18 protein-coding genes and 4 pseudogenes are annotated in these 24,730 nt (G+C 39.2%); 8 read left to right on the top strand and 14 right to left on the bottom strand.

The genetic code is table 11. The features are described from left to right. Window positions 1-86 precede the first annotated feature (86 nt). A pseudogene (locus J7338_RS06725) lies at window positions 87-767 on the bottom strand (IS30 family transposase); the annotation flags it as partial. Between the two features lie 160 nt (window positions 768-927). Between J7338_RS06725 and J7338_RS06720 the strand changes: the two are divergent. From J7338_RS06720 to J7338_RS06700, 5 genes are all read left to right on the top strand, one after another. Continuing rightward, window positions 928-1,767: a glycosyltransferase family protein gene (locus J7338_RS06720; protein ID WP_210796318.1), complete on the top strand. Its 840-nt coding sequence runs from the start codon at window positions 928-930 to the stop codon at window positions 1,765-1,767. Window positions 1,768-2,359: 592 nt separating this feature from the next. Beyond that, the gene (locus J7338_RS06715) at window positions 2,360-3,220 is read left to right on the top strand and encodes a lipase family protein (RefSeq protein ID WP_415837809.1); all 861 of its coding nucleotides are present in this window, start codon (window positions 2,360-2,362) and stop codon (window positions 3,218-3,220) included. A gap of 10 nt (window positions 3,221-3,230) precedes the next feature. After that, window positions 3,231-4,313, top strand: coding sequence for a DUF4785 domain-containing protein (locus J7338_RS06710; RefSeq protein ID WP_210796317.1), 1,083 nt, complete (start codon window positions 3,231-3,233; stop codon window positions 4,311-4,313). 325 nt (window positions 4,314-4,638) lie between these two features. Beyond that, a complete protein-coding gene (locus J7338_RS06705) occupies window positions 4,639-5,955 on the top strand; it encodes a hypothetical protein (RefSeq protein WP_210796316.1) in 1,317 nt (438 codons plus the stop codon). A gap of 66 nt (window positions 5,956-6,021) precedes the next feature. Next, entirely contained in the window at window positions 6,022-7,053 is a 1,032-nt protein-coding gene (locus J7338_RS06700; RefSeq protein WP_210796315.1) for a metal-dependent hydrolase, read from the top strand. A 50-nt stretch (window positions 7,054-7,103) separates the two neighbouring features. Here J7338_RS06700 and J7338_RS06695 read toward each other — a convergent pair whose 3' ends face one another. Continuing rightward, window positions 7,104-7,913, bottom strand: a complete 810-nt coding sequence (locus J7338_RS06695) for a DUF2306 domain-containing protein (protein WP_210796314.1) — start codon at window positions 7,911-7,913, stop codon at window positions 7,104-7,106. 223 nt (window positions 7,914-8,136) lie between these two features. Here J7338_RS06695 and J7338_RS06690 point away from each other — a divergent pair, with 223 nt between their 5' ends. Beyond that, window positions 8,137-9,282 (top strand): helix-turn-helix domain-containing protein, encoded by a 1,146-nt coding sequence (locus tag J7338_RS06690; protein ID WP_228732932.1) that lies wholly within the window; start codon window positions 8,137-8,139, stop codon window positions 9,280-9,282. A gap of 127 nt (window positions 9,283-9,409) precedes the next feature. Here the strand turns inward: J7338_RS06690 and J7338_RS06685 are convergent, their stop codons facing one another. Beyond that, complete coding sequence (locus J7338_RS06685; protein WP_275074530.1) at window positions 9,410-11,020, bottom strand: phosphoethanolamine transferase; 1,611 nt, start codon at window positions 11,018-11,020, stop codon at window positions 9,410-9,412. Window positions 11,021-11,586: 566 nt separating this feature from the next. Between J7338_RS06685 and J7338_RS06680 the strand changes: the two are divergent. Then, window positions 11,587-12,091, top strand: a pseudogene (locus J7338_RS06680) (ACP phosphodiesterase). 532 nt (window positions 12,092-12,623) lie between these two features. On the opposite strand, the gene J7338_RS06675 reads toward J7338_RS06680, so the two are convergent. The 7 genes and pseudogenes from J7338_RS06675 to J7338_RS06645 all read right to left on the bottom strand — a co-directional run. Then, on the bottom strand, window positions 12,624-13,049 hold the full coding sequence (locus J7338_RS06675; RefSeq protein ID WP_210796313.1) for a hypothetical protein: 426 nt from the start codon (window positions 13,047-13,049) through the stop codon (window positions 12,624-12,626). Window positions 13,050-13,066: 17 nt separating this feature from the next. Then, a complete protein-coding gene (locus tag J7338_RS06670) occupies window positions 13,067-13,846 on the bottom strand; it encodes a hypothetical protein (RefSeq protein WP_210796312.1) in 780 nt (259 codons plus the stop codon). Window positions 13,847-14,098: 252 nt separating this feature from the next. Next, window positions 14,099-14,407 carry a hypothetical protein gene (locus tag J7338_RS06665; protein WP_210796311.1) on the bottom strand — a complete coding sequence of 103 codons (309 nt, stop codon included), beginning with the start codon at window positions 14,405-14,407 and terminating at the stop codon, window positions 14,099-14,101. A gap of 381 nt (window positions 14,408-14,788) precedes the next feature. Continuing rightward, window positions 14,789-16,978 (bottom strand): TonB-dependent siderophore receptor, encoded by a 2,190-nt coding sequence (locus tag J7338_RS06660; RefSeq protein ID WP_228732931.1) that lies wholly within the window; start codon window positions 16,976-16,978, stop codon window positions 14,789-14,791. Window positions 16,979-17,235: 257 nt separating this feature from the next. Then, window positions 17,236-18,078 (bottom strand): glutathione-dependent disulfide-bond oxidoreductase, encoded by an 843-nt coding sequence (gene yghU / locus J7338_RS06655; protein WP_210796309.1) that lies wholly within the window; start codon window positions 18,076-18,078, stop codon window positions 17,236-17,238. A 235-nt stretch (window positions 18,079-18,313) separates the two neighbouring features. After that, window positions 18,314-18,910, bottom strand: coding sequence for a rhomboid family intramembrane serine protease (locus J7338_RS06650; protein WP_210796308.1), 597 nt, complete (start codon window positions 18,908-18,910; stop codon window positions 18,314-18,316). A 103-nt stretch (window positions 18,911-19,013) separates the two neighbouring features. Further along, a pseudogene (locus J7338_RS06645) lies at window positions 19,014-19,286 on the bottom strand (type 1 glutamine amidotransferase family protein); the annotation flags it as partial. Here J7338_RS06645 and J7338_RS20770 point away from each other — a divergent pair. Beyond that, a pseudogene (locus tag J7338_RS20770) lies at window positions 19,286-19,450 on the top strand (LysR family transcriptional regulator); the annotation flags it as partial. The pseudogenes J7338_RS06645 and J7338_RS20770 overlap by 1 nt on opposite strands. A gap of 8 nt (window positions 19,451-19,458) precedes the next feature. Here J7338_RS20770 and J7338_RS06640 read toward each other — a convergent pair. The 4 genes from J7338_RS06640 to J7338_RS06625 form a co-directional block, all read right to left on the bottom strand. Continuing rightward, window positions 19,459-20,193: a dienelactone hydrolase family protein gene (locus J7338_RS06640; RefSeq protein ID WP_210796307.1), complete on the bottom strand. Its 735-nt coding sequence runs from the start codon at window positions 20,191-20,193 to the stop codon at window positions 19,459-19,461. A gap of 71 nt (window positions 20,194-20,264) precedes the next feature. Further along, complete coding sequence (locus tag J7338_RS06635; protein ID WP_210796306.1) at window positions 20,265-21,590, bottom strand: glycerophosphodiester phosphodiesterase family protein; 1,326 nt, start codon at window positions 21,588-21,590, stop codon at window positions 20,265-20,267. 69 nt (window positions 21,591-21,659) lie between these two features. Then, on the bottom strand, window positions 21,660-22,505 hold the full coding sequence (locus J7338_RS06630) for a DMT family transporter (RefSeq protein ID WP_210796305.1): 846 nt from the start codon (window positions 22,503-22,505) through the stop codon (window positions 21,660-21,662). Between the two features lie 88 nt (window positions 22,506-22,593). After that, entirely contained in the window at window positions 22,594-24,726 is a 2,133-nt protein-coding gene (locus J7338_RS06625; protein WP_210796304.1) for a M3 family metallopeptidase, read from the bottom strand. Window positions 24,727-24,730: the final 4 nt, after the last annotated feature.

The raw sequence follows: 24,730 nt of genomic DNA, 5'->3' as shown, positions 1-24,730 counted from the left end.
CTAGCTGGATGGGCATAGCAACATGAAATGCGCCACTGTATCGATGGAGACTGGCATAAAGGGGTTAAGTCTAGTAAAGATTGTTACGAGTAATAACGTGATCTATATGGCCTTAATAGTTCTATCGTCGCCGCAGTGACGGATTCTACTGTTTTGCCTGCCACCTGAGTTGATACAGTGAATTGAGTGACCCGCTCCACAATGGTAACAAGGGCGCCTCGATGACCTTTACCTATGACGGTATCTATTTCCCAATCTCCGATACGGCCTTTCTCATCAACTATTTGTGGACGTTCTTCAATGCTAACGCGATTTTTTATTTGCCCTCGGTTTGTCTTACCATAACTGCGCTTGTGATATTTCTTACCGTGTCGGCGTAGATGTAGGTATAACTCACCACCTGCTTTTTTATTTTCCCAGATATATAGATAAATGCATTCATGACTGACAGATTGTTCATTTTCCTTGCGCAACCATCCCGTTATTTGTTCAGGGCTCCACTTCTCATTAAGCTTCTGGGTAATTAAAGCCATCATTTCAAGTGTCATCTTAAGCGGTTTTCTTGCACTTCTTCGGCGAGACAAAGCCCGCTCATGAGCTTGTTTGTATCTGTAACCTCGCTTGCCTATATTTCTAGAAAGCTCTCTTGAAATCGTAGATTGCGATAAATTAGTTAGCTCAGCAATACTTTGTTGCGTAAAACCGCTTTTCTTTAGAACAGCGATCTGGCATCGTTGCTCATAGGTCAGTTGTTTGTAATGTCTCATTGTAAAATCTCTTGCCGGAGAAAAAGCAGTTAGCTTATGAGCAACTGACCACTTAATCTAGCCAAAACAAGTTATGCACTTACAATTTGAATCTAGGAGTCCAATTCTGGGGTGCTTTAGGATAAAATAAATGGCTAACTAAAGGATATTGAGACAACGCATGAAAAAAGCCATATTTACCCTTGCCATTGGCGATAACCCAATGTATCAAGCCGCAATTTTGAGTTTTAAGCATTACGCCGAAAAAGTGGGGGCAGATTTAATAATATCTGACCGATTGCACTATCCGATAAAGATCGAAAACCCAATATACAATGCAAGCCCTGCGTGGACAGAGAAGTTGAGAATCGGTGAGTTGCTCGAAACATATGACAGAGTGCTCTACGTAGACGCTGATGTTTTAATTACACCGCATGCTAGAAATGTTTTTGACCTTTATAACGATTTGCAAACTGCTTATTGGTTTGATGAAGGTGTGATTCAAGAACGCGAGCAAGATGTCGCTATGGTATGCGATGCACTTGGTAAAGTCGATTGGCCGCATAAGAGTAACCGACCAGTTTATTATAATGCAGGTATCATTTTAACATCTAACCAATGTGCTCTTTTTAAAAAGACTACGCTCGATGATTTGCACAAGGTTTGTAATAAAATAACGCATTATGATCAGAGCTATTTCAATTATACACTCCATAAAAATGGCATCGCACATAGCTCATTTGACAAAGCTTTTAACCGAATGGATATGTTTGGTAAAGAGGGCTATTTAGATGCTGACTTTATTCATTACGCAGGTAAAGGGTACGCCAAAAATAGTCGACGTCGTGATATACAGTTTTTAAAAGATTTTGCCCAGCTATATAGAGGGTTGGTCTCTGAGAGTGAAATTGAACAACTCAAAGGCAAAGCATGGGAGAACTTTTTAAATACAGTATATGCCAAATACCCGCTACCAAATTGGTTAATTCAGCTATGTAGCGAGAGGTTCATTGTTCGTTAGTTTTTTAATAAAACTGTGTATTTATTTTATTGCTCTCTTTAAAGCACTACAGTCTTTATCTGCTGCATAATGAAAATCATCATCCCAAGGAATTAGATCATGAGCTTTATTTTGTGCTTTACGATTAGCATAGGCTCTATCTATCTATCTATCTATCTATCTATCTATCTATCTATCTATCTATCTATCTATCTATCTATCTATTGTATTGAAATAGATCAGTTTTGGATTTCGGTAAGAAGGGAATTTAGTCTGTATATTTTCAGTGCAGAAGCTTTTTTTGATAAAATCTAAAATAATCTGCTTACTAATCTTAGCATCTGAATTGAGTATACGCTCTTGCTCAGTATCAATAACGAGTTGCAATGTTGAAACAGCGCCTAGACTAAAGGTGATAATTAAGAAGGTTTACATTGCCATTGTTTAATTCTTATTTAACAATAAAATCAATGGAAAGGTTGAAAATAGCACGTAAAGGTTGCTTTTATGTAAATTATTTGTTGCGTTTGTTTGTTTTTGGTCTATTTTCTGATCGGAGGTCACACCTTTAATCTGATAGATATAACTACAATGAATAGGAACACATATGAAAATAAAAATACCCTCATTGATGCCTGCTTTAGCCTTGGCGGCGGGCTTGAGTCAAGGCGCTTTTGCTGCGCAAGGGATCGCATTTGTACACGGTACTGGCCAGCAAAGTGATGCATATAATGATTATTGGACGGGTAGCTTTGTTGATACTGTGCGCCAAGGTTTACCTAACACCAATAACTACACGGTTATTAATTGTGATTTTGAGCAATACATGTGGGCTGACGGCGCTGTTGGTTGCTTAGCCGAGCAACTCACCACATTTATCAATAATAGAAATATTACTGAGTTAACACTGATCACCCATTCTAACGGCGGTAATGTTGTGCGTTGGATTTTGTCAAACCCGACATGGGATAGCCGCTTTCCTAATATTATTAATAAAGTGACGCGCACAATCGCACTGGCGCCTTCTAGTGGTGGTACTCCGCTCGCTGATGCGGTCGTTGCAGGCAACACTTTTGAGCAAACTTTGGGCTGGCTGCTCGGTTATGGCAATGATGCAGTGAAGCAACAGCAAGTATCTTGGATGGCGTCGTATAACGCGCAGTGGCTCAATGGCACACCGAACAGGCCAAGTTTACCATCTCGCTTTGAAAGCGTTGTGGGTAGTGACGTTGATTCAGCAGTATGGGACAGCGATAGCTATTGCGGTGGATATCAAAACCAAGTGGCACTTGAAGTTACGCAAAATTGGTTAGATAGTTGTTCAGATGGCTTCTTAAATTGCAGCTCTCAGTCGTTAGCGGGGGTAGTGTGGTTTACAGATAAATCACGCACCCAAGGCGGTGAACCCTTAAGTCACCAGCAAAGTCGCCGCAATTGCTTTGGCTTACCAGACATGCTTAAAAATCAAATTTAGGAGCCAGACAATGATCAAAAAGTTAACCAAACTATGTGTTGCTATGATGCTTGTAAGCACAGCGGCGAATGCGAATGGGCAAACGGTGTACCAATTTCCACAAGTGCAGTCTGCGCCTGTTTCGCAATTACAAACACTTGAAAAAGACAGTGTCGAATATTGGCAGCATGTTTCAGGAAAAGAGTTAAAACACGGCGTGCCAGTATTTGTTAATCAAGCTGATAACTTTATTCGTATCGCGCCAAAAGCGCGCTTTGATAGTGGCGAAGTGTTTAAGCCTCATGGATTACAGCTCGACAAGCTCTCAGTGCGCGATGCAAATTTTAAACAGCTGCCAATGCAAGCTGCGGCACGTGAGCAAATGCAAAATGCTGGATTTAGTGATGGTAGCATTGGGCTTAAGTTAGGCCAAGTCAACGGTAATGCAATGATCAAAACAAGGCAGGCCCTCAATGACAATGACACCTATTTAGTGCACGTTATTGAAAAAGGCTCGCGCAATGCGCTACATGCCAAAAGCCAGTTTAAATTAAAACAGCATCAACAACGTTTAAACATGCAGCTTAGTATGGGGCAAAAGCGCTTTAAGGATAACGATGTTCAACTAACGTTATTTGCTCCTGATGGCGAGCAACTTGATGTGGGTTATGAAAACGGTGAGGCAGTATTTACTTACCCGCTTGAAACCATTGGTGCAGCGAAAGGGTATTATGAGCTTGAGGCAAATGTTAAAACGAAAATAAATGGGCTAATTGTAAAGCGCTCTATAAAAATGCCTTTTGTACACAGTGCGCAAACCATTACTATGGATACTGCCAAAATTGCATATTTAGGGAACAGCCAGTACCAAGCAGAGGTTCCGGTACAAGTGACCGATTCTGGCCGCTTCGCTATTCGCGCGACACTGACCGGAAAGGGGAGCAAAGGGGAGCGGGTAAAATTGGCTACGGTAGAAGTTGCCAAGCAGATAGATAATCAAGCTCAATTTATGATGCCATTTTCTGTCGCTAAAACAGCCAAAGCGCCATTTGAGCTCATCGATATTGAATTAACGGATCAAACGCGAATGTTAAAGTTTGCCCAAGGGCAATAATATTCTGTGGCGATAATTTATGGGTTCAGGCCTTGCATTTTTCCTGACCCATCACTTTACACGCTACTAAGTTTTCCAAGTATTGTATTAGCAAGTTTTTATTCATTTCAATATTTCACGGCCTTTTGGTAAGCTCATCAAACTTATCGCTAAAAGGATTAATTGGTGTGGTTTAAAGGTGTGGTAGGGTTGTTGATGAGTTTTTTTCATTAATTAGTGTAAGTAATAACATAAAAGAATACAATAATTTTACATTTGTGTTGCTTTAATTAAGTATAACTAGGGATAATAGCACTCTGAAATAAAAAACTTTAATGGATGAATAATGAAGCAGTACCTTTTATTATCTGTGGTAACGGCTATATCTATAGTTTTAACTGCATGTGGCGGCTCCTCTAGTGACAAGAACAGAAACTCAAGTAATCAAACGACTGATAATGGTGTTGCAGTACAAAAAACACAAACTATTTCTTTGCAAGCTTATTCATATCAGTGTGGTATAGAATATCCATACCAAGCTGATGTTGTGTTTCATGATAAAAATGGTGAATCATTAGGCTCTGCTAAAACTAATGAGCAAGGCATATACTCTGATGCTGTGCCCGCAGGCACTATGCATATTTCGGTGTTGGCTGACGAAATAGAATATGATTTTGAAGAGTATACTTTGATAAAAAGTGAACTTGATATTCAAGACCGAACTAATTTAGGTAAGTTCGACTTTTATAGTTATAAAGCTGATTGTGGCTGTGAAACTTACGAACTAGATACATTTGAACTAGGTAACATTGGCAATGACTACAGTTTGCAAACAAGTTATGGCACGACTTTAACCGATAGGGTTTCCGTGTGCCCTGCTGATAAGAAGCTCTACTTTATGGCTGTGGCTAATAATGGTTTAGATGTGAAAGCCGCAGTGCTGGATATACCTCAAGACTCATATACAGTTAAGTTAAAAGAGTCTGATTTTAGCCACCAAGGAGTAGAAGTATTACCAAGCAATTCGCAGTATCACTCGTATGCCGGTACGCGGGGTTATTTTCTTGCAGAGCATAAATACCGATATGTTCACTCAACAGGTAGTTCCGGCTTTGATCCGCTTTATATATTCCCATCAGTAACTGAACATAACTTTTATGTTCGAAATCAGAGTGAGTCGCGTAATGTAGATAATGTTGATGTAGATTTTTTTAGCTATGCTCGAAATAGCGTTAATGGTGACGGCAGTTATACCCTAACTGATTTACCTGCTATTTCAGAGGGGCTTGCCACTAGCTTACTTCAATTTGCGAATAATTCGAATTTAGAATACGACTTTAGCAATGCGGATAGCCGATTTGGTCGCTCGCTATGGGTTTTTAACTTTTTAGTTGGTGGTACCCAAGAAAGTCGTTTTGAATGGGAGGTTAATGGTGGTATTCGAGGCCAAATACCAGATTTATCTTTTGGTGATGTTTTCCCAGAGCCTGAAGGAGCAGTAAAACTAGAGCAGTTAGAACTCTTATTGTTTGGTTATGCAGGTAATGCAACGGATAAAGCAACTTATACGCAATTATCAGAAACGATCTCTGCGGGTGGGCATTTAACTAAGCCCGAATTTAGCAATTATGTTGATTTAGGTATTTTAGCAAAATTTGATTAAGTACCTAATCGGATCAGCAGCACAATATAACTAGGTATTTTAACCGATTTTGAAAAGAGGCTTTCATTGGATTCACTCACACAAGTTGTACTTGGTAGCGCAGTTGCTTATTCAGTATTAGGCAATAAGCTTGGCCGAAAATCGCTATTGGTTGGTGCGGCGTTTGGCACGTTACCTGATTTAGATGTGCTCATTAATTTTGGTGGCGATGTTGAAAACTTTGTTCAACATCGCAGTTTTAGTCATTCTTTTCTTGTGCAGTTGTTAATGAGCCCCTTGTTTGCCTGGCTTTTACTTAAAATGGATTGGGCAAAAGATGTATCGTTGCGGCGCTGGTCTGTTGCTTTATTTTTAATTTTAAGTACTCATTCATTGCTCGATAGTTTTACCGTTTATGGCACACAATTGCTGTGGCCTTTGACGACTTACCCTTTTGGTATATCGAGCATATTTATAATTGATCCTGTGTATACATTGCCATTGTTACTCTCTTGTATAGCGCTTTGCTTGGCACGTATGCGGCCTTACGCACAGCGTATAAATACTGCTGCGTTAATCGTCAGTTCGCTTTATTTAGCTTGGGGGTTGACGGCTAAATGGCATATCGAAGATAAAATTCATCAGGCACTAAATACCCAAAATATCATATTTAAGCACTTTGAAAGTACACCAACGCCATTTAATACTTTGTTGTGGCGGGCTGTGGCCGTTACCGAGTTTGGGCATTATGAGATTTATGCCTCTGTGTTTGATGACGCAGACAACGTTGATATGCAATTTTACCCTAGCGAAAATACGCTACTAGCAAAGCTTGATGGTGCTAAGCAGATAACCTTACTGCAAAACTTTACCAAAGGACTTTATGGGGTGTATCAACAAGATGAGCAAGTAATTATGAGTGATTTAAGAATGGGCCTTGAAGGTTATTATGTATTTTCATTCGTGGTTGCACAGCAAAAAGATCAGCAGCTGATACCAGGACAATATCAACAACTCAGTAACCAATTTCCACTTGATAAGCTCTGGCTTATTTTGGCGCGTATTACTGACCCAAATATCGATTTAGCAACTACCGTAAAAGAGCCCGCATCTCCCTGAAATAGATTGCTGGGTTAGGCCTTCTATTATTGTTAATAATTATGTGGCTATTAGCCAACTACCGCTGGGTACCAATTTGCTAACACTACACCAAATAAGCCCACTAAAAATACAATGGATATCAACATTATTAAAGCTGCGGTGGTGATTGTTACCACCTTATTAGATGTTTTCCCCGCATACCTAACCAGTTCAGCAATGAGCAACGGCATCAAATAAGAACATATGCTAACAGCTAACACGGTTGGCCCTGTGAACGTTGCAGTATCAATCCCGAGTGAGCCAAACGTTAAAAACCAGGCAAAAATCATCAACCTAAAAAATAGCACGCTGTTTGCTGCAAGGAATAAACGAATTGCCCATATTTGATGGGAGTTTATATTGCGCCCTCTAGCAGCCAGCACTGCAAATATGCTTGATAAAATAACCATACCACCACTAAACATTGTCAGGCTATGCATTAGCAGGTTGCCTACTGTGCCTCTAACAATCATAAGGTACATTCCTGCGATTGAAATGGTACAAGCTAACAGTACGAATACGCGCCCGTTATAGCGATGAAACTTAGTATATTTTGCTCTTATTGCGGGGATTAATTGCAAACTCCCGCCGATTATCATTACTACGGCAAGTAGCACATGCGTGGCATAGATTAAATTACCGATGGGGTCGCTCGCAACATAGGCGGTATTGTTAAGGCGGACCCAGCCAGATAAACCTGTAGTAACGCTAGTCAGGGCATACCCCCAAATAAGGTAAATTACAAAGCAACCTTGTGCCATTAGTAAGCAAATAAACCATATTTTTTTACTGTTTTCGAGCAGCCTATTTGGGGTTGTTTTCATTTTTTGCATTAACATGTACTTTTCCATTAAATCGTTTTAATAGCCCAAATATAAAGACTTTCAGGGCGAATACTTCTCAAATTCGAAACTTGAGCAACGATATATGGATATTTTTTTATGCTTAATTAGTTACTGACACATTCACTAACAAAGTCTTTTTGCCATCGCTAGAGTTACTTTGTAATATGCAAGTTAAAGCAACGTTGTTTATACAACGTCATTTTAAGAGCGACCTGTTATGCAAAATAATTATCCTTATTACCTTCTCGTCTTTGTGTGCATGGGGTTGATGTTATTTAATGCACTGAAAAAAGATAAGCAGCTGGTTCACTATTTGTTTGCACTATTTTGTGGCTCGCTCTGTATGGTGGGGGCGCAAAAACTCAGTGCGTCAAGTGTCGGAGGGTATCAATACCTAATAGGGCTATTTACTTGCGCTACATGTAATGTTTCATGGTTGATTGCTAGAGCGTTATTTCGTGAACACAAGCCAATTTCTCGCAGGCATATCGTTTTTGCTGCAACTATTGCAGGCTTGATCATGTTTAACCAAACATGGCATTACTTAGTGAGTTTTGATCCTCAGCCATTACCTACCAGTGATATAATGTGGCGCTTAAAGCAAGGGGTGAATGAAGTAACCATATTGCTTTCATCAAGCATACTTGTGCTCTCTTTTTGGGAGGCAATAAGAGGCTACAGTGAAAAAACGCTGTCACAAAAAATGCAATCAGTGATCTTTGCCAGCGCTTGGTTTTTAGCTGTGTTTAATGCAAGTGTATTACCTAAGCTAATGTTTAGTAAGACTGAAATTGAGCTATATAATCCCATTATTATTACCTCATCTGCACTACTAATTGTGCTTGCGATGCAAACATTAATGTTTCTTCAAGCGAGAGATAAAAATAGCCAAGGTATAAAAAATGAGGGCAATACAGCTAGTATTTTTAATGACTCTATTGAGATAACTGAAAACCCCAACCAACATGAACAAATCGATGTTGCCCCTGAATTAATCGATGGCATTGATCAACTTATCAATAAGCAACAGCTGTTCTTGCAAACAAATCTTAAAATTTCAGATTTTGCTCAAGTATTACAAGTACCTGAATATAAAATCAGCCGAGCTATTCGCTATCACTACAAAGTAGCCAACTTTAATCTGTTTATTAATCAATATCGTGTTAAATATGCGCAAGTTTTATTGGTAAGCGAGGATGCTAAAGGTTGGAGTATTTTAAGCATCGCGCTTGAAAGCGGCTTTTCTTCTTTAGCGACTTTTAACCGAGTGTTTAAAAGTATTGTGGGTGAAATTCCTAATGAATACCGAAAACAAAGCAGCAACCGCCCTCATTCTAGGGTTAGGGAACTTATTGATTCGTGAGTTGTAGGTTTGTTTTTATAGTTAATCAAGAATATTAGATAGCTAATGTGAATCAACCACACTAACTTGAAATTATAAGGTGCTATAAACATAAAAGCCGCCCATAGAGCGGCTGAATACTAAGGAGCTACTTTGAAAATTCTGGACAAGTTTTATCTTGTATTTGCTTTAAATCGTACTGCATAAAGCCTGCCTCGCCAAAGACATCAGTGCCGTTCAAGTAATACTTACCTTGCTCTTCATTCGGGTTTTTAATGTCATAACCCAATACTTTAGCCACTTGCAGACTAATTAAATAATGGTTAGGCATACAGCCTAATTCTTTTTTAATTCGAGTTATTTCATTTTTTGGAATATCAACACCGTAAAACATAAATGGTACTCGGGCGATATCCATATCGACAGCGTTATGTCCAAAACGACCATCCTGACCTGTCAGTTCACCATGATCTGGGGTGAAGAATATGTATGTTGGTTTACCTGAACCTTTAAAGAATTCATAAATGTTAGCTATCACCTTTTGTGTGTAAAGTACTGAGTTATCGTAGCTATTCAGCATGTACTTTTCATAGGGTTGCTCATCAACAGGATACACTTCTTGAGTCTTAGGGTAATTAGCTACATAAGGAGCATGAGCGCTGCGCATATGTAACGTAATAAATTGAGGCTTATTGTAATCAAGATTCATAGATTTAAGTTCGATCAATAAACGATCATCATAATCTCCATCGAACTGATCTAGATGCTTATCTTCTTTCCAAGTATCAATATCCCCAAGTGAAAATGCATAGGTTAAGCCTCCTGCATTTTTTTGTGTAGTAATGTAATGGGTTTCAAAACCTTGACGCTTAGCTAACCGAAACAAAGCAGTATCCATTTTACTGATATGGGCAGCATTATTAGGCTCATATACGGTGTTAAAAAATAAGCTAAGAGATACTCGTGTCGAAACAGCGCTTGAGATCGCAGGTAAATAAAAGAAATTAGGGTCTTGTTTATACGACATTAAATCTGGCGTTGTATCTCTGTTGTAACCGTATAAACCCATATTGTAATAACTCAGGCTTTCACCCATTAAAATTACAATATTTGCATCCGCAGGAGCGCCTTTGCTCAATTGATAAGGCTGATAGCTAGGCATTTCTTTACGTAATCCCAAAATTATTTTTAACTGGCGAGCGCTAAAGAATGACACACTGTATAAGCCATTTTTCATAGCTGAGTGCGCAATATTAGGCTGGTACTTTTGAGAGCTCTTAGAACCTAAAGACTGTAAAAAGGGTAACGTGAGCAATAATACAAACAATATCCAGATATAAGGCACGGTAAAACTGGTTTTATGATATTTGTTATAGGTGAAATACGCGAAACCATAAAATGTCATGGATAAAAAGAACGCCGGTAGCATAAATTTCAAACCATCAGCAAAACCAATTAGTGCATCATGCATTTCACCCATCATTAGCACCATATCAAAAGCACTGTAAAAGCCGCCAAAGTATTGGAAGTACATCAGTTCAGAGGCCTGCATTAGAGCCATTATAAGTAAAACAATATTGTTAAGTTTAGGGGTGCGGCTTAACAGCATGAAGACCATTAACAGTAAGGTAATGATAATGCTTTTGAAGTTATAACCGGCCAAGTAGTTATGATTAAACAAGCCATAAATGACATCCGGCATCAGTGCGAATGCCCATAGGGCCAAAAGCGTTAAGAGGGTATGTTTAAATTGTTGCACGTGCAGTTCCACTATTCAGGTTTGCAGGCATTGTAATAAAAATCACATGCAAAGGCATGAGTATTTGAAATAATGTATGAAAATATCTTTATGTTTTTACACCTGTAAGGTCAATACGCAGTAGCATCCGGCTGGCATTTACTTGTGCGATCTGTGTTGATTGTATTTTCCTTAAAATGCTTGTTAATATGGGGTATATATTAGTTACCTGTTAGGTAATAGCAATGAGTATACTTGTAGTAACCAGCTTGCATTTTTAGGAGAGTTAATGGGCGGTAAGTGGAAAGGCTCGTGTATTTATCATCTAATACCAATCGTGTTAAGTTACTGACCATTTGTAGCGACAGATAAATGGAGTGATAACAAGGCGTAAATTTTGACATGTAGTTGTCCTACTTGAAAAAATTATAACGCAGTTAGCGCTTTATTTAGCTCGCTAGAATGGTTAAATATTTAAGTCGATTGGTATAAAAGGTGGGCTTGTTCACTTTAATGATTTAACTCGCCTGTTAGGAGAAATGAGTGAAGAAGGTCTTAATGTTATGAAATATAAAAATAATATTACTTTGAACTACTTAGCTCATCTTTATTTAGCACAGCCTACAGTAGACTCGCACTTTGGCAGCTTGCTTGGTGGGCTTGGCGGCAATAGGCATGTAAAGCAATTGCCAATTACGGTAAAAAATGCACTAGATAACCACTATTTAGTCGACAAGTTTACAGATGCAACCCTTTAGTGAAAGAAGCTAAACAGTATTTTTCTTTAAGCAAATCAGTTATAGGCTTTTGGGTAAGCGTACACCCGTTATGCCGCCAAGAATGCAAAGTGTTGTAAAACATATGACGCAGAATGATTGGTTTAAAGAATACGAAACCGTCGAAGGGGTCGGGGTTGCACTTGATAATATTGCTGCGCGGATTCGCTTTACTAATACGTTTTCTGGCGCTGCTGCTGATATAGCCCGACATTACACTGAATTAGATGCTATGTTTTTAGCGTTTTTCCCTGAATTGATTAAGCATGTGAATAAGCTTGACCTAGAGGGCGCTCACCGGTTGAGCCATAAATAGCGTTTATGTAGGTTAGGCTTTAGTTTAAAAGATAAATAAAGTTAGCATAATAAGCTCAGTCCCCTATAGGCAAGTTGCGACTGATTATCGAGGTAGTATTCTGAGTGTGACTAACTTTTCTTCATTGCAGATTTAACTAGTATAAAACTAATGTAAAACATTAATGAAGACGCACCGAATAACAATAAAGAAACGGACCAACTGAATGGACCTGTTTCGCATCCTGTATTGTACTTGCAAGCAATTGAAAATGGATCTAAAATAAATTCATAGGATAACCACGTCATAAATAAAGAAGTAGAGAGTAATAAAGAGGCTACTAATAATTTTGATAATACTGAATTTAAAGCTTTTGGTTCAGATTGTTGCGGATTTTTTTTTATAATATGCAAAATATAAAAACATCCAAAAGAGAATATGGTAATTATTAAACTATATAGTACATTAATTACTATGGGACTAAGAATCGAAAGAAGAACACATACGGCAGCAATTAGTGTTATATAAATTAGTTCTGAACGCAAAACTTTAATTACTCGCGTGCGCTGCATGAAATAAGCAATTCGCTACTTTCCTCAGAAGAAATAACAAAATAAATATTCATCTTTTCACTGTCGTTAATTCTTGGAGAGCTTCTAACGCGAACTGTGTCTTTGTTCTTTTGTGAAACGATTAACTCGAAAGAGCTAATCCATGGCTTTTGTGGGGCTGTTTGAACAACTGTTGCTGCTTTTGCCATTACAGCAATTTGATTGTTTTTATAAAGTAGAGCATCTTTATTAATGTTAGTAGATAGCTCAACTAAATTACTTTTTAGGATATTAGAATCATTGTTTAAGTACCCTTCATTAATCAGTGTACAACCAATTTTATTTAAAGGAAAAGATTTCGAAAACGAATGACTACTAAATAGTAATAATGACAGCACTATAAAAGTATTAATTTTTTTTAAAAGCATGATTAAAGCCAATAATGTTAAGGGTAGAAGATCCCTTTTCCTGGTCGAATATCGTTTGCAATTTGCCAACGTAGAATTTTTTCTAGCTCCCAGCCTTTTCTACTTATTTCACCAATAGTTGCATCTTCTATTTCTCTTAAAATTAGACCAAGCTTTTCAGTAATACTAAAATGTTCATCTAATTTATCTAAAGAGTAAGCTACCGCAAGACCAATAAATATAGCTACAGCCAATGGCAGCGCAGCTATCGTAGTTGTTGTTCCTATTGCAACGGCTGCCACAGCCGCAGCTATACTGGATATACCTATTTTTATTAAGGATACGGCTATATCTGCAAGTAAGTTACTAAGTAATATTTCATCCTCTAGAACATGTTCAAGTATCACAAGAGGAACTGTAAAAAAGATAGTAAGTCTTGCGCCTGAACGAACATGTTTTACTATAGCTGAGGTTTTACCTATTGCCATGTCAACGACACGGGCATTTTGTGCTGTTTTAGTAAATATTGTTCTAAATTCAAGTTTTCCTTTGAAAATAATGTATTTTTCGCCTCGAATATACTTCTCATAAACTTGACCATTAACTCCAAGGTCACGAACCATTTGAATGAGAATTCTAGTATCTAAAGCTGCTGAAGCATTACCCGCGACAACTCGGCTGTTGGATATAGCACTATTTTTAGTGATTTTATCATGCATCTCTACAAGTTCATCGGCCTTTAATAGATAAAGTACATGATGATTTTTGCGTATGGCTTCGACTAATTTTTTATTATCCTTAACTTGTGAACTATTCATGTTTTATCCTTTTAACATTATGTATTGATGAATGTACCCAATGTAGAGTTAAAAATCAAGGGCCAGATAGTGAGCCGATTTATAAACTCTGAGGTTAGATGGCCATAATTTATAAAGCTTGAAAGCGGACGGCTAAGGTAAAAGTTTTATTTCAATTTAGGTCAAACTTTAGTCTTGTAATAATTCTGCGCTAACTGAATCGATTCTAACTGTAATACGTTAAAAATACACGGAAGGTGGCAAAAACCTGACTTAATCATCAGGCCCTTTGAGGGTAAACACTAAATGTTTGCGCATGTCTTTTAAAATAACGCCTTTTTTAAGCATTGCACCACTTAAACGTTTTTGCCACTTTAATAAGTCAGGCTCTGCCGCTGTTAACGCCTGCTGATTCTCAAACTGAAAACACATTAGTAAAGAGCCTGGAAATAAGTGATATTCCACGTCAAACCAGCATTGCAGCATGCCAGTGAGTTCATTACGGCCTTGCTCTTCTATTGCATCAGCAACATTCAGCACCAGTGCTTGTTGTTTTATTTGCACCGCAGAGAGTTTTTTCATCGTTTTAATCCAATTAGAGGCCAAAGATATAGCCAGAAGCGCAGATTATAACCGAGCTTGTCGACTGCCAACAACTTTGAATGGAGAGTTAGCCGAAACCATTTTGTTATTTGATGTAAAAGTGGCAATAAATACACTATCGTTATGAGTAACAATAGTGCCAGAGACTGAGCAGGCATTGCATCGTTGATGGTTTAGCTCAATGTTAGCTAAACAGGCGTTATATATGATCTGTACGTACGGTTCTGTAAGAGGGATGAGGAAAAAACCTCATCCTACTCGATGCAAGCTAGTGTGACCTATCCAACCACTTGAAAAATAATAAGTTAAAGCACTTTAAGTATTAAGCGCGCTTTTAAATTGAAGTTATTAGATGTTTAATTACAAACTGTAACGTATCCCTAATTGCCAACTCACAGGCTCTCCATGTAAAACATAACCATTCCAAGACGAAATGCTGTTGTAATAATGTTTATCTAGTAAGTTATTAATATTTAATGAAATACTGGTTTTATTATTTATTTCATAGCGAGCCATAAGATTGATAAGCGTGATAGATGATTGCTCAATTCTATGTGCTTCACTTTGTCTATTTGATAATGGTCTTTGTGGTGTAGCATAGAAGCTATTTTGCCAATTAACACCAACTCCAGCGGTAAAGCCTGCTAAATAATGATTAAAGTCATATGTCGTATAAATATTTAATAATTTGTTTGGTTCATCGGTATCAAGTTGATCACCTTCTTTAGATTGGGTTTTATGCTGAGAATAACCCGCACTTAGATTCCAGTTTGGGTTTATCGAACCTGTAAATTCTATTTCAAAGCCTTTTGTCGTGTCGCCTTCGCCTCTTTGGACATATGGGCGGTTACCATTAGGTGTTAAATATTTTTCAGAAAAATTGGGGTCAGGCTCAGCAAGACCATTTTCTACATTTTTATAAATGGCAGTAGTAAAATTAAGGGTGTCTTTGAGCAGTTCACCTTTTACGCCTATTTCGTAGCTTGCGCCAGTGCTTGGAGCAAGCATTTTATCATTTTCATCAAAGTAGGCTTGTGGTCTAAATGCCTCAGTGTAGCTCGCATATAAGCTGTAGCGCTCATTTATATCAACAACCAATCCAGCATAAGGTGTTATTTCATCTGTAACAGTTTCTTGGTACTGCATTTTTTTAAACTCACCTGTTATTGTATCGTAACTATCGCTATGATAATCCCAGCTGCTTATTCGAGCTCCCATGATGACTTTTACTAAATCATGCGGATTAATACGAACTGCGGCAAAACCACCATTTGATTTAGTGATACTAACATTCTGCTTAGCAAGATCTTTGAATGGGTAGCGAGGGACGTCACCAGTCCATTCATGGAAGTTGAGGTTTTGTAATGAAATTGTTGTTTGGTCGGCATCTTTACCATACGAAGTTCGTTCACGATTAAATTTGTTATAGCTAATAATTACTTCATGGGTGCGGTTGAATAATGTTATGGGACCCTGTAATGAAATATCAAATGTTGATTGTTGATCTTTCGAGCTGCTAATAACTGCGCTATAATCAAAACCCAAATCACTTGTCCCGTCAGGGTTTATGGGACTTTGTGGGTACACGAAAAATAGTTCGCCACCTTGCATTTCAATGGTGTTATACGTTGCAATTACATTCAATTGCCAGTCATTGTCAAAAGCGTGATCAAGGCCAATAAAATAAGTATATTCTTCTAACGGCCAGCCACTCCATTTAGCAGTCATTCCTGTATCACCACGCTTTCCATTATAGCGACTCCCATCAGAGAAAAAATAAGGCTGAGAATGTGAATTTATTGCCCCTTCAGATGCTGTATCTGCATACTCGACACCTAAACGAAGTAGGGTGTAATCGGTTAAATCGGCTTCAACAGTGGTGTAAATTGAGCTTTTCTGCTGTCCATAACGTTCAATATACGATTTTTTGTCATAATGTGCTGCTACAAACCGAGCGCGAATCGTACCGTCATCTACTAATGCACCAGAAAGATCAATGTCACCACGGTAATTGTCCCAGCGTCCTGCTGATAGGCCAAAATTTGCTTGAAAATCAGTGTTTGTGGCTCGTTTACGGACTAAGTTAACGGTGGCTGTGGGATCACCAGCTCCTGTAAGTAAACCATTTGCACCTCGGACAATTTCCACTCGTTCGTATGCAGCAGAGTCGCCATTTACGTTGGGTCTGCGGCCACCTGGAAACTGCTGAACACCGTCAATTTGGATCAAGTTAACGTTACCACCACGCACAGAAAAGCGAGGCCTATCTAAGCTAGCTGAGCGTCGTGCATAAAAACCTGTCGCATGTTCTAAAATCTTGTCTATATTGATGGTTTGCCAATCTTGCATCATCTGATTCGTTATAACTGTAATAGCTTGTGGCGTTTCTCGCTGTGAAAGAATCATTTTTAAGGCGGCTTTATTGGTTGATCCTGAGTAATCGTTAATACTAGTGCCAGTAACGTAGATGTGTTCAAGTTCTTGAACGCGCTGCTTATCAAATTCTTGGAAAGATTCATTAGATTTGTTTAGATTATGTTGATTATCCATATTTTGATCTGCAACACTATGAAATGTGGCTAGAATCATAGCCAAACAAGTTGAGAGTTTAAATTGACTGCAGGGATGATATTTTTTATGGGAGTGCACAATACGTCCTTAATTGCTTTAATAATGAAGATGAAAATCATTATCAATTAAGTGTTTGTGATATTCAAGTACCTAATTAAGGTTTTTATCAAGTAATTGTTTTTAAAACCTTGGTTGAAGCTCGTTGTGAAAATAGCAACGAGCAGTATGTATGTGAGTTAATCTAAATCTTTTTTGCTATGACGTTCGGCGAGTTGCTCGTCTTCAGCCCCCCAGACACAATTAACCTTTTTACCGCGTTTTACAGCGGGGCGGCGTTCGACTTGTTTAGCCCAGCGGATCACATGGGTATAAGATTCAACATCTAAAAACTCAGCAGCATCATATGAGTTGCTAAGGACTAAATTGCCGTACCATGGCCAAATAGCGATATCTGCTATTGAATACTCACTGCCAGCCATATAATCGTGGTCGCTTAAATGACGATTCAATACATCTAATTGACGTTTAACTTCCATGGTAAATCGGTCAATAGGGTATTGCATTTTGTGTGGTGCATAGGCATAGAAATGACCAAAACCACCGCCTAAATAAGGTGCTGATCCCATTTGCCAAAATAACCAATTACGGCATTCGGTTTTACTGGTGTGGTCGCTTGGCACTAGCGCATCAAACTTCTCTGCTAAGTATTGTAAAATAGCACCTGACTCAAACACCCGCGTTACAGGGGTCGTACTGTGATCCATCAACGCTGGAATTTTTGAATTAGGGTTAACACCCACAAAGCCTGAGCCAAATTGATCGCCATCGCCGATTTTAATTAAAAACGCATCATATTCGGCTTCAGTGATGCCAAGCTCTAATAGTTCTTCAAGCATGATGGTGACTTTTTGGCCATTAGGGGTTGCCAGTGAGTAAAGCTGCAGAGGGTGCTCACCAATGGGTAAATCTTGCTGGTGCGTAGCGCCTGCAATTGGGCGATTTATTTTTGCCCAGTCACCGCCACTTTCCGCGTCCCACTGCCATACTTTAGGCGGGGTATAGTTTTCGCTGTTACTCATTAAAACTCCTTAAACGTTAGTTACTTTAATTAAGGTTACGAACAACCCATCCTAGTTGATCATTTAGAGCAAGGGAAGCAAAGATAACTTTCATTGGTAATATGAAGATCATTTAGATGGGGTTATGAATGGCCTTATCCTCGTGGGTATAAAGCGCTAACCGAAGTTGAGAAAGCGCAAATTGATTTAATCCGAGATAATGACGGTTAATATTTTATCTTTAACCTTGCTCACTTTAAAGTTTGTAACTTGCGCTTTTCTTATCTTGTTTTGCTAAATAATAGCCAATAAGAATACCAGCGAGTGCGCCAAACAAGTGGCTTTCAAATGACACATGGGGACGCTGTGGCAAAACGCCCCAAATTAAACCACTATATAAAAATACCACCGCGACACTAATAGCAATGGCCTTAAATGACCGATGCATAATGCCGTAGCAAATTAAAAAGCCCCACAAGCCATAAAGTACACCGCTTAGGCCAACGTGAATATTAGCGCGACCAAATAGCCAAACCAGTAATCCTCCAACCACAGCAGTAAAGATAAATACAGCCCAAAACCGTTTGACGCTATATTGGCAGACTAGCCAGCCAAGCACTGCAAATGGGATTAAGTTACTAAGCAAATGTGCCCAGCTGCCATGTAAAAAAGGCGCGAAAAAAATACCCGTTAAGCCACTTAGACTACGAGGGTAAATACCTAATCCATTTAAGTTAACGCCCGGTAAGCTATTAATAATTTGCAGTAAAACACACAATAAAATAATACCAATAAGCGTAAAGCGTTTACTGACTAGAGGAGGAATGCTCAAAGAGCTTTTTTGGTTTGCCATACATTACTTAATTTTAAATATGTTTGACTGAGTATACCTATCCTGATGCTTAATTGAAAAGCCTTGCTGGGTTAAGCAAGGCTTTAGTTACAATATTAAAGAATTAGCCTAATTGGGTTAGCAGTTTTTGCGCTGCAAGCTCAGAGCTGGCAGGATTTTGACCGGTGAGCAATAAGCCATCGACTAATGCGAGCACACCCCAATCATCCGTTTTTTGGTAATCACCGCCTTTTTTGATTAGCTCATATTCTACCAACAATGGAATAATGTCAGTAAGTTACACTGCGGCTTCTTCACTATTGCTAAAGCCAGTTACTTTCTTACCTGCAACCAATGCGCTGCCATCTGAATTTTTAGTATTTAAAAACACGGCACTTATTGGAAATTGTACTCGATGACTATAAAAGTAAAGATATAGAACTTTACGGCGTATTTCCACTCGGCGGTGCCGATTCTAAGAAGCTGCGCTTATTTATCGATTATTTAAAAGATTATTTTATAAAAAGGCATACCGCATTGGGTATGCTTAAAAATGTCTAATTTATGGCTTACAAAGTACGGTTAAACAATGCAATGGCTTGCTGGTACATGGTGATTGCTAGTGCGCCGTCGTATCGCTCCCCCTCATCGCGCATAAAGGCATGTTGGGCGTTAACTTCTTGCCATTGGTAATTGATGCCAGTGGCAACTGCTTGCTGGTAGATTTTAGTACGGCCTTGTTGTGGCACATGGGGGTCTTGTTTTCCCCAAATAAAGTGTATTTCACCTTGAATATCAGCCATACGCTCAAACGAGTTATTACCGGCTTGTGCGGGGAGAGTATCGCTATGAATGTCGGTGGCATATAAGCAAAATGCGGCTTTTATGTGTGGGTTTAATGCGGCTCTATAAGCTAAGTGACCGCCAATACAGACACCCATAGTACCTACAGAGCCAGTGCAATAATCTTGTGTTTGTACAAAGTCGATCAACGCTTGGGTATCGCTATCGTGGGATTCAAGTGGTTTTGCCCACTTATCGTTATTACCTTTATCTTTACCCGCATCATCATAAGCAAGCACTGTCCCGATAGGGTTTAGCTCATGAAACACTTCTGGCACAAGTACTACAAAACCATGGCTTGCTAAAAGTGCAGCGCTGCGAGCAATAGGCGCAGTTTGCTGAAATATTTCAGAATAAAAAATAATCGCGGGAAATTGCCCTGACATTTCGGGGCGGTAAACCGTGGTGCGCATTAAACCTGTAGGGGTAGGCAAGTCAGCATGGTGGTGTTGGATGATCATAAAAGCGCTCAGTTAAATAATATATAAAATATATGGTAACTGAGCGCGATAAAATAAACACGCCACAAAGTTTAAATACTTGCAGGCATTTTATTACAGCTAGCATAGTAACTTACGGTTGCAGGCCAATCGGAAAATACCCCCATGACCCCCACTTCTTGTGCTAAAACATCAAGCACAGTGAACATGTCGCCATCGTTATCTATAACATCACTAATAGATTGATAATAATAACCGCCGCCTTCATTTAGAGGGCCAGAGCGTTCAAGGCTCCATGCAATAATATTAAGCCCTGCGGCTTTAGCATCTATAGCGTACTGTGAGGGTACAATATTACTGTCGTTATCTATGGTTAGCAGCATCCAAATAGGGGGCGCTATAATTTTAACGCCATCAGTAGCTAACTCAGCCATGCTTGGCTGCCATGTTGCTGCGTTATTAGGATCAAACCCTGCATTGCTGTCGCGGCCATCTAAATACACACTTTGCGCTGCAAATTCAGGATTAGTGTTAATCCAATACTCTACGTCGGCTAGGTTAAATGATTGCGGATAAACATGGTTTGCGGGTACGTCCATTTGCGTGTATTCATCCAGCATTTTTTGTGCATATTGCGCTTGAGTCATACCATTAAAAGGCATGCTCACTTGAGGCGATTTAAGCTCTGGAGTCATTTTTACACCCAGCTCTTTAAATAGCGTAATACTTTGTTTATGGGTCATGAGTGTACCAGAGGTGGCGTATAGATCAGTGCGCCAACTCGGTGTTCCATTCATATAATCGCTAACATTGGTAGCATTGGTGTTCGCGCCATCCATTTTACCCTCAAGGGTTAAAAATTCCGCCAGGCTAATATCGCTGGTGCAACATTTAGCTGCAGCAGGCGTGCCACTGTTAGGATCCGCAGGTGTAAATGGCTCACTACATTTAACAGCAAGTTCTGGGATTGCTAAAATATTAGTGGTGGTATGTAAATCACATTGTGAATGGCGGCATACCAGCTCTTTATCATTTGTAAATGTCACATCGCACTCGATAATACCTGCGGCCATACGAGCCGCTGCAATATAAGATTCTTTTGTGTGCTCAGGGTATTGCATAGGGGCACCGCGGTGACCAATTGAAAAATCAGTACGATAAAAAGGGCCATCTTTGCACGATTCTAATTTTGTTTTTAGTGCGCTGGTGGCCATATCGTCAATTAAGTAGTCTGGGCGAGTACCGAGTTGAATATTCGTACCTTGCGCTACTTCAACAATAACCGGGGTAGGAACTTTAACAATTTCAACCTCTGTATTGGTAACAACTACTTCTTTCTCGACTATCTCTACATCGTCGTCGCAGCCAGCGAGTGTAATTAATAATAAACAACTAGTTAGTAAATGTATGTGCTTCATTATTTTTCCTTAAAAATCAAAGTGGGCGCTACCATACTAATTATTAGTGACAATTTCACTACAGAGTAATTAATTCACTCTTTTAGCCATTATTTGGTTTACTACTAAGGCAAAAAGCATAACTCCCGCGCCAATGCTTAATCTGAGTATGTTCGCGTCCCTATTCCAAATAAGCACATTAACAACAATGCCCGCAGGAATAAGCAAGTTGTTCATCACCGCCAGTGCGCCCACATTGACAAGCGTGGCGCCTTTATTCCACATAAAATAGCCAACACCAGATGCCACAGTTCCTAAATAAATTAGTATGCCCCATTGTGTTGAGGTGCTTGGTAATTTGTTTGAGTTACCAAATAAGGCATAACAGCTACTTGCAATAATGAGTGCGCCAATAAAAAACCAGCCAAATACGGTTTTATCATCAAGCTGCTTATTGAGCATTAAGCGTTTGTAGGTTACTTGTCCTACAGCAAAGCTAATATTAGCGCCTTGAACCAGTAATAATCCGACTAAGAAGTTACTGTCTAAGTTTTCATAGCGAATAGTAATGGCACCCAACACGGCAATAAAAGCGACTATAAAAAATGGCGGATTAAAATATTTGTTGCACGCATCATTTAATAACGTGATGTAAAGCGGGGTCATTACGGTAAATAGCAGTACTTCAGGTACACTTAAGAACAAAAATGAGTGGTAGTAAAAGCTATACATAATGCCCAGTTGTACAGCGCCTATCAGCATGAGCTTGCAAGCAAGTGGGGGAGGTGTTCGTTTTAAAAACGGTAAAAATAACAGTGTGGCTAGGGCTACGCGAATTAATACACTAAACCACGCATCAACTTGACCGGCTAAATAGACGCCAATTAAACTAAATGAAAAAGCCCAAAGTAGGGTCGTTGCTAATAAGTAATACATCGTTTTTATAATTAATAATTCTAAAGTTTTACTATAACAAAAAAGCCCGCAACAATGTGCGGGCTTTTAGTGTTAGTGAGTTTTAAGCTTATTTAACTAAACCGCGACGCTTAAGTAGTGCGTCTGTCGTTGGCTTTTGACCACGGAACTCAATATAGCTTTGCATTAAGTCGCGGCTGTTACCTTTTGATAAAATCTCTTTGCGGAAGCTATCACCGTTGTCACGAGTTAAGCCGCCTTGCTTTGTCATATGCGCAAAGGCATCAGCTGCAAATACCTCAGTCCAAAGGTACGCGTAGTAACCTGCTGAATAGCCACCAGCAAAGGTGTGGCTAAAGTAGCAAGACTTATAACGCGGTGGTACAGGGTAGTAAGCAATGCCGTGTTTCTCTAACGCGTTATGCTCAAATTTTTGTACATCAGTTATTTTCTTATCAACACCAAATGAATGCCATTCCATATCAAGTAATGCTGCAGCTAAATACTCAGTGGTGCCAAAACCTTGGTTGAAGTTTTGTGACTTAAGTACTTTTGCTAGTAGCTCTTTTGGAATTGGCTCTCCTGTTTTGTAATGCTTCGCGTAGTTAGCAAGTACAGTTGGTTCAATGTTCCAATCTTCATTCGCTTGTGACGGGAACTCAACAAAGTCACGAGCTGTAGCAGTGCCAGCAAGGCTTGGGTATTTTACGTCTGAGAACAAACCGTGTGCCGCATGACCAAACTCATGGAACATAGTCGTAACTTCGTCAAAAGTCATTAGTGTTGGCTGACCGTCTGCAGGTTTAGGAATGTTTTGCGCGTTATAAATTACAGGTTTAGTGCCTTTTAAGCCACTTTGGCTAACATATGCACTCATCCAAGCACCACCACGTTTACCCTCACGAGCATAAGGGTCCATGTAGAATAAACCAATAGCACTACCATCGGCGTTGAACACTTCAAACGCCATTACATCTTCGTGATAAAGTGGTAAATCTTTACGCTCTTTGAAAGTAATGCCGTATAGTTTTTCCATCGCAAAGAATAAACCGTTATGGATCACTGATTGCATTTCAAAGTATGGCTTAACTAAAGCAGGATCTAGGTCGTACTTAGCTTGGCGCACTTTTTCAGAATAGAATGCCCAGTCCCATGGTTGTACAGCAAACGTTTCGCCTGATGCATCAATTACTTTTTGAATTTCAGCAGCTTCAGCTTTTGCTTTATTTACGGCTTTTGGTGCCAAGTCATCTAGTATGCCATAAACGTTTTCAGTGGTTTTAGCCATACGTGTGGTCATTACATATGAAGCCCAATCTTTGTAGCCAAGTAGTGCTGCTTTTTGAGCGCGCAAATTGGTTTCTTTGATAATGATAGGGCCATTGGTATTTTGTGCACGAGTCGTTGATGCTTTAAAAATACGTTCACGTAACTTACGGTTTTCTAGACTGCTGAGAATCGGCTGTTGCGTGGTGTTCACTAACGTGATCATGTAGCCTTCTTTACCTGCTTTTTTAGCGGCAGCGGCAAGGCTTGCTATTTCAGCATCAGAAAGTCCAGCAAGTTCGCTTTTATCGGTTACTAATACCACGTCCTCTTTAAACGATTTTAATACATTTTGTGAGAAGGCTGTTGATAACTTAGCAAGCTCTGCATTGATTTCACGCATTTTGGCTTTTTGTGCTTCATCTAATTTTGCACCAGCGTTAACAAACTTAGTGTAGTAAAACTCAACTAAGCGCTGGTCTTCGGCATTTAACTTCGCTTTATTGTCATTAATGGTTTCAACACGTGAAAATAATGCTTTGTTAAGATAAATGTCATCAGAATGCGCAGATAACACCGGGGCCATTTTTGCTGCAATACGTTGATACTCATTATTAGAGATCAAACCAGACAAGTTATAGAAAGCGGTTGAAACGCGATCAAGCAATTCGCCCGATAGTTCTAATTCAACTAGGGTGTTTTTAAATGTAGCTGGGGCTGGATTGTTAGCGATAGCCGCGATTTGCGTTTTTTGCTGGGCAATACCTGCATCAAATGCCGGTTCATAATCACTGGTACCAAATTTATCAAATTCTGGTGCCATATATTGTAATGGACTTGGTTTCATTAATACGTTGTCTACATTGACTGTTTGTACTTGAGTCGTTTGCTCTTTTGTATCTGCATCGTTTTGCGAACTACAAGCAGATAATAATAATGCACTAGCAATTGTAGTTGCTATAAGGGTCTTACGCATGAGA

Origin of the sequence: Pseudoalteromonas ostreae (assembly GCF_018069805.1) — a bacterium.
Classification (GTDB): Bacteria; Pseudomonadota; Gammaproteobacteria; order Enterobacterales; family Alteromonadaceae; genus Pseudoalteromonas; species Pseudoalteromonas ostreae.
This window is presented reverse-complemented; position numbering and strand designations above follow the sequence as displayed.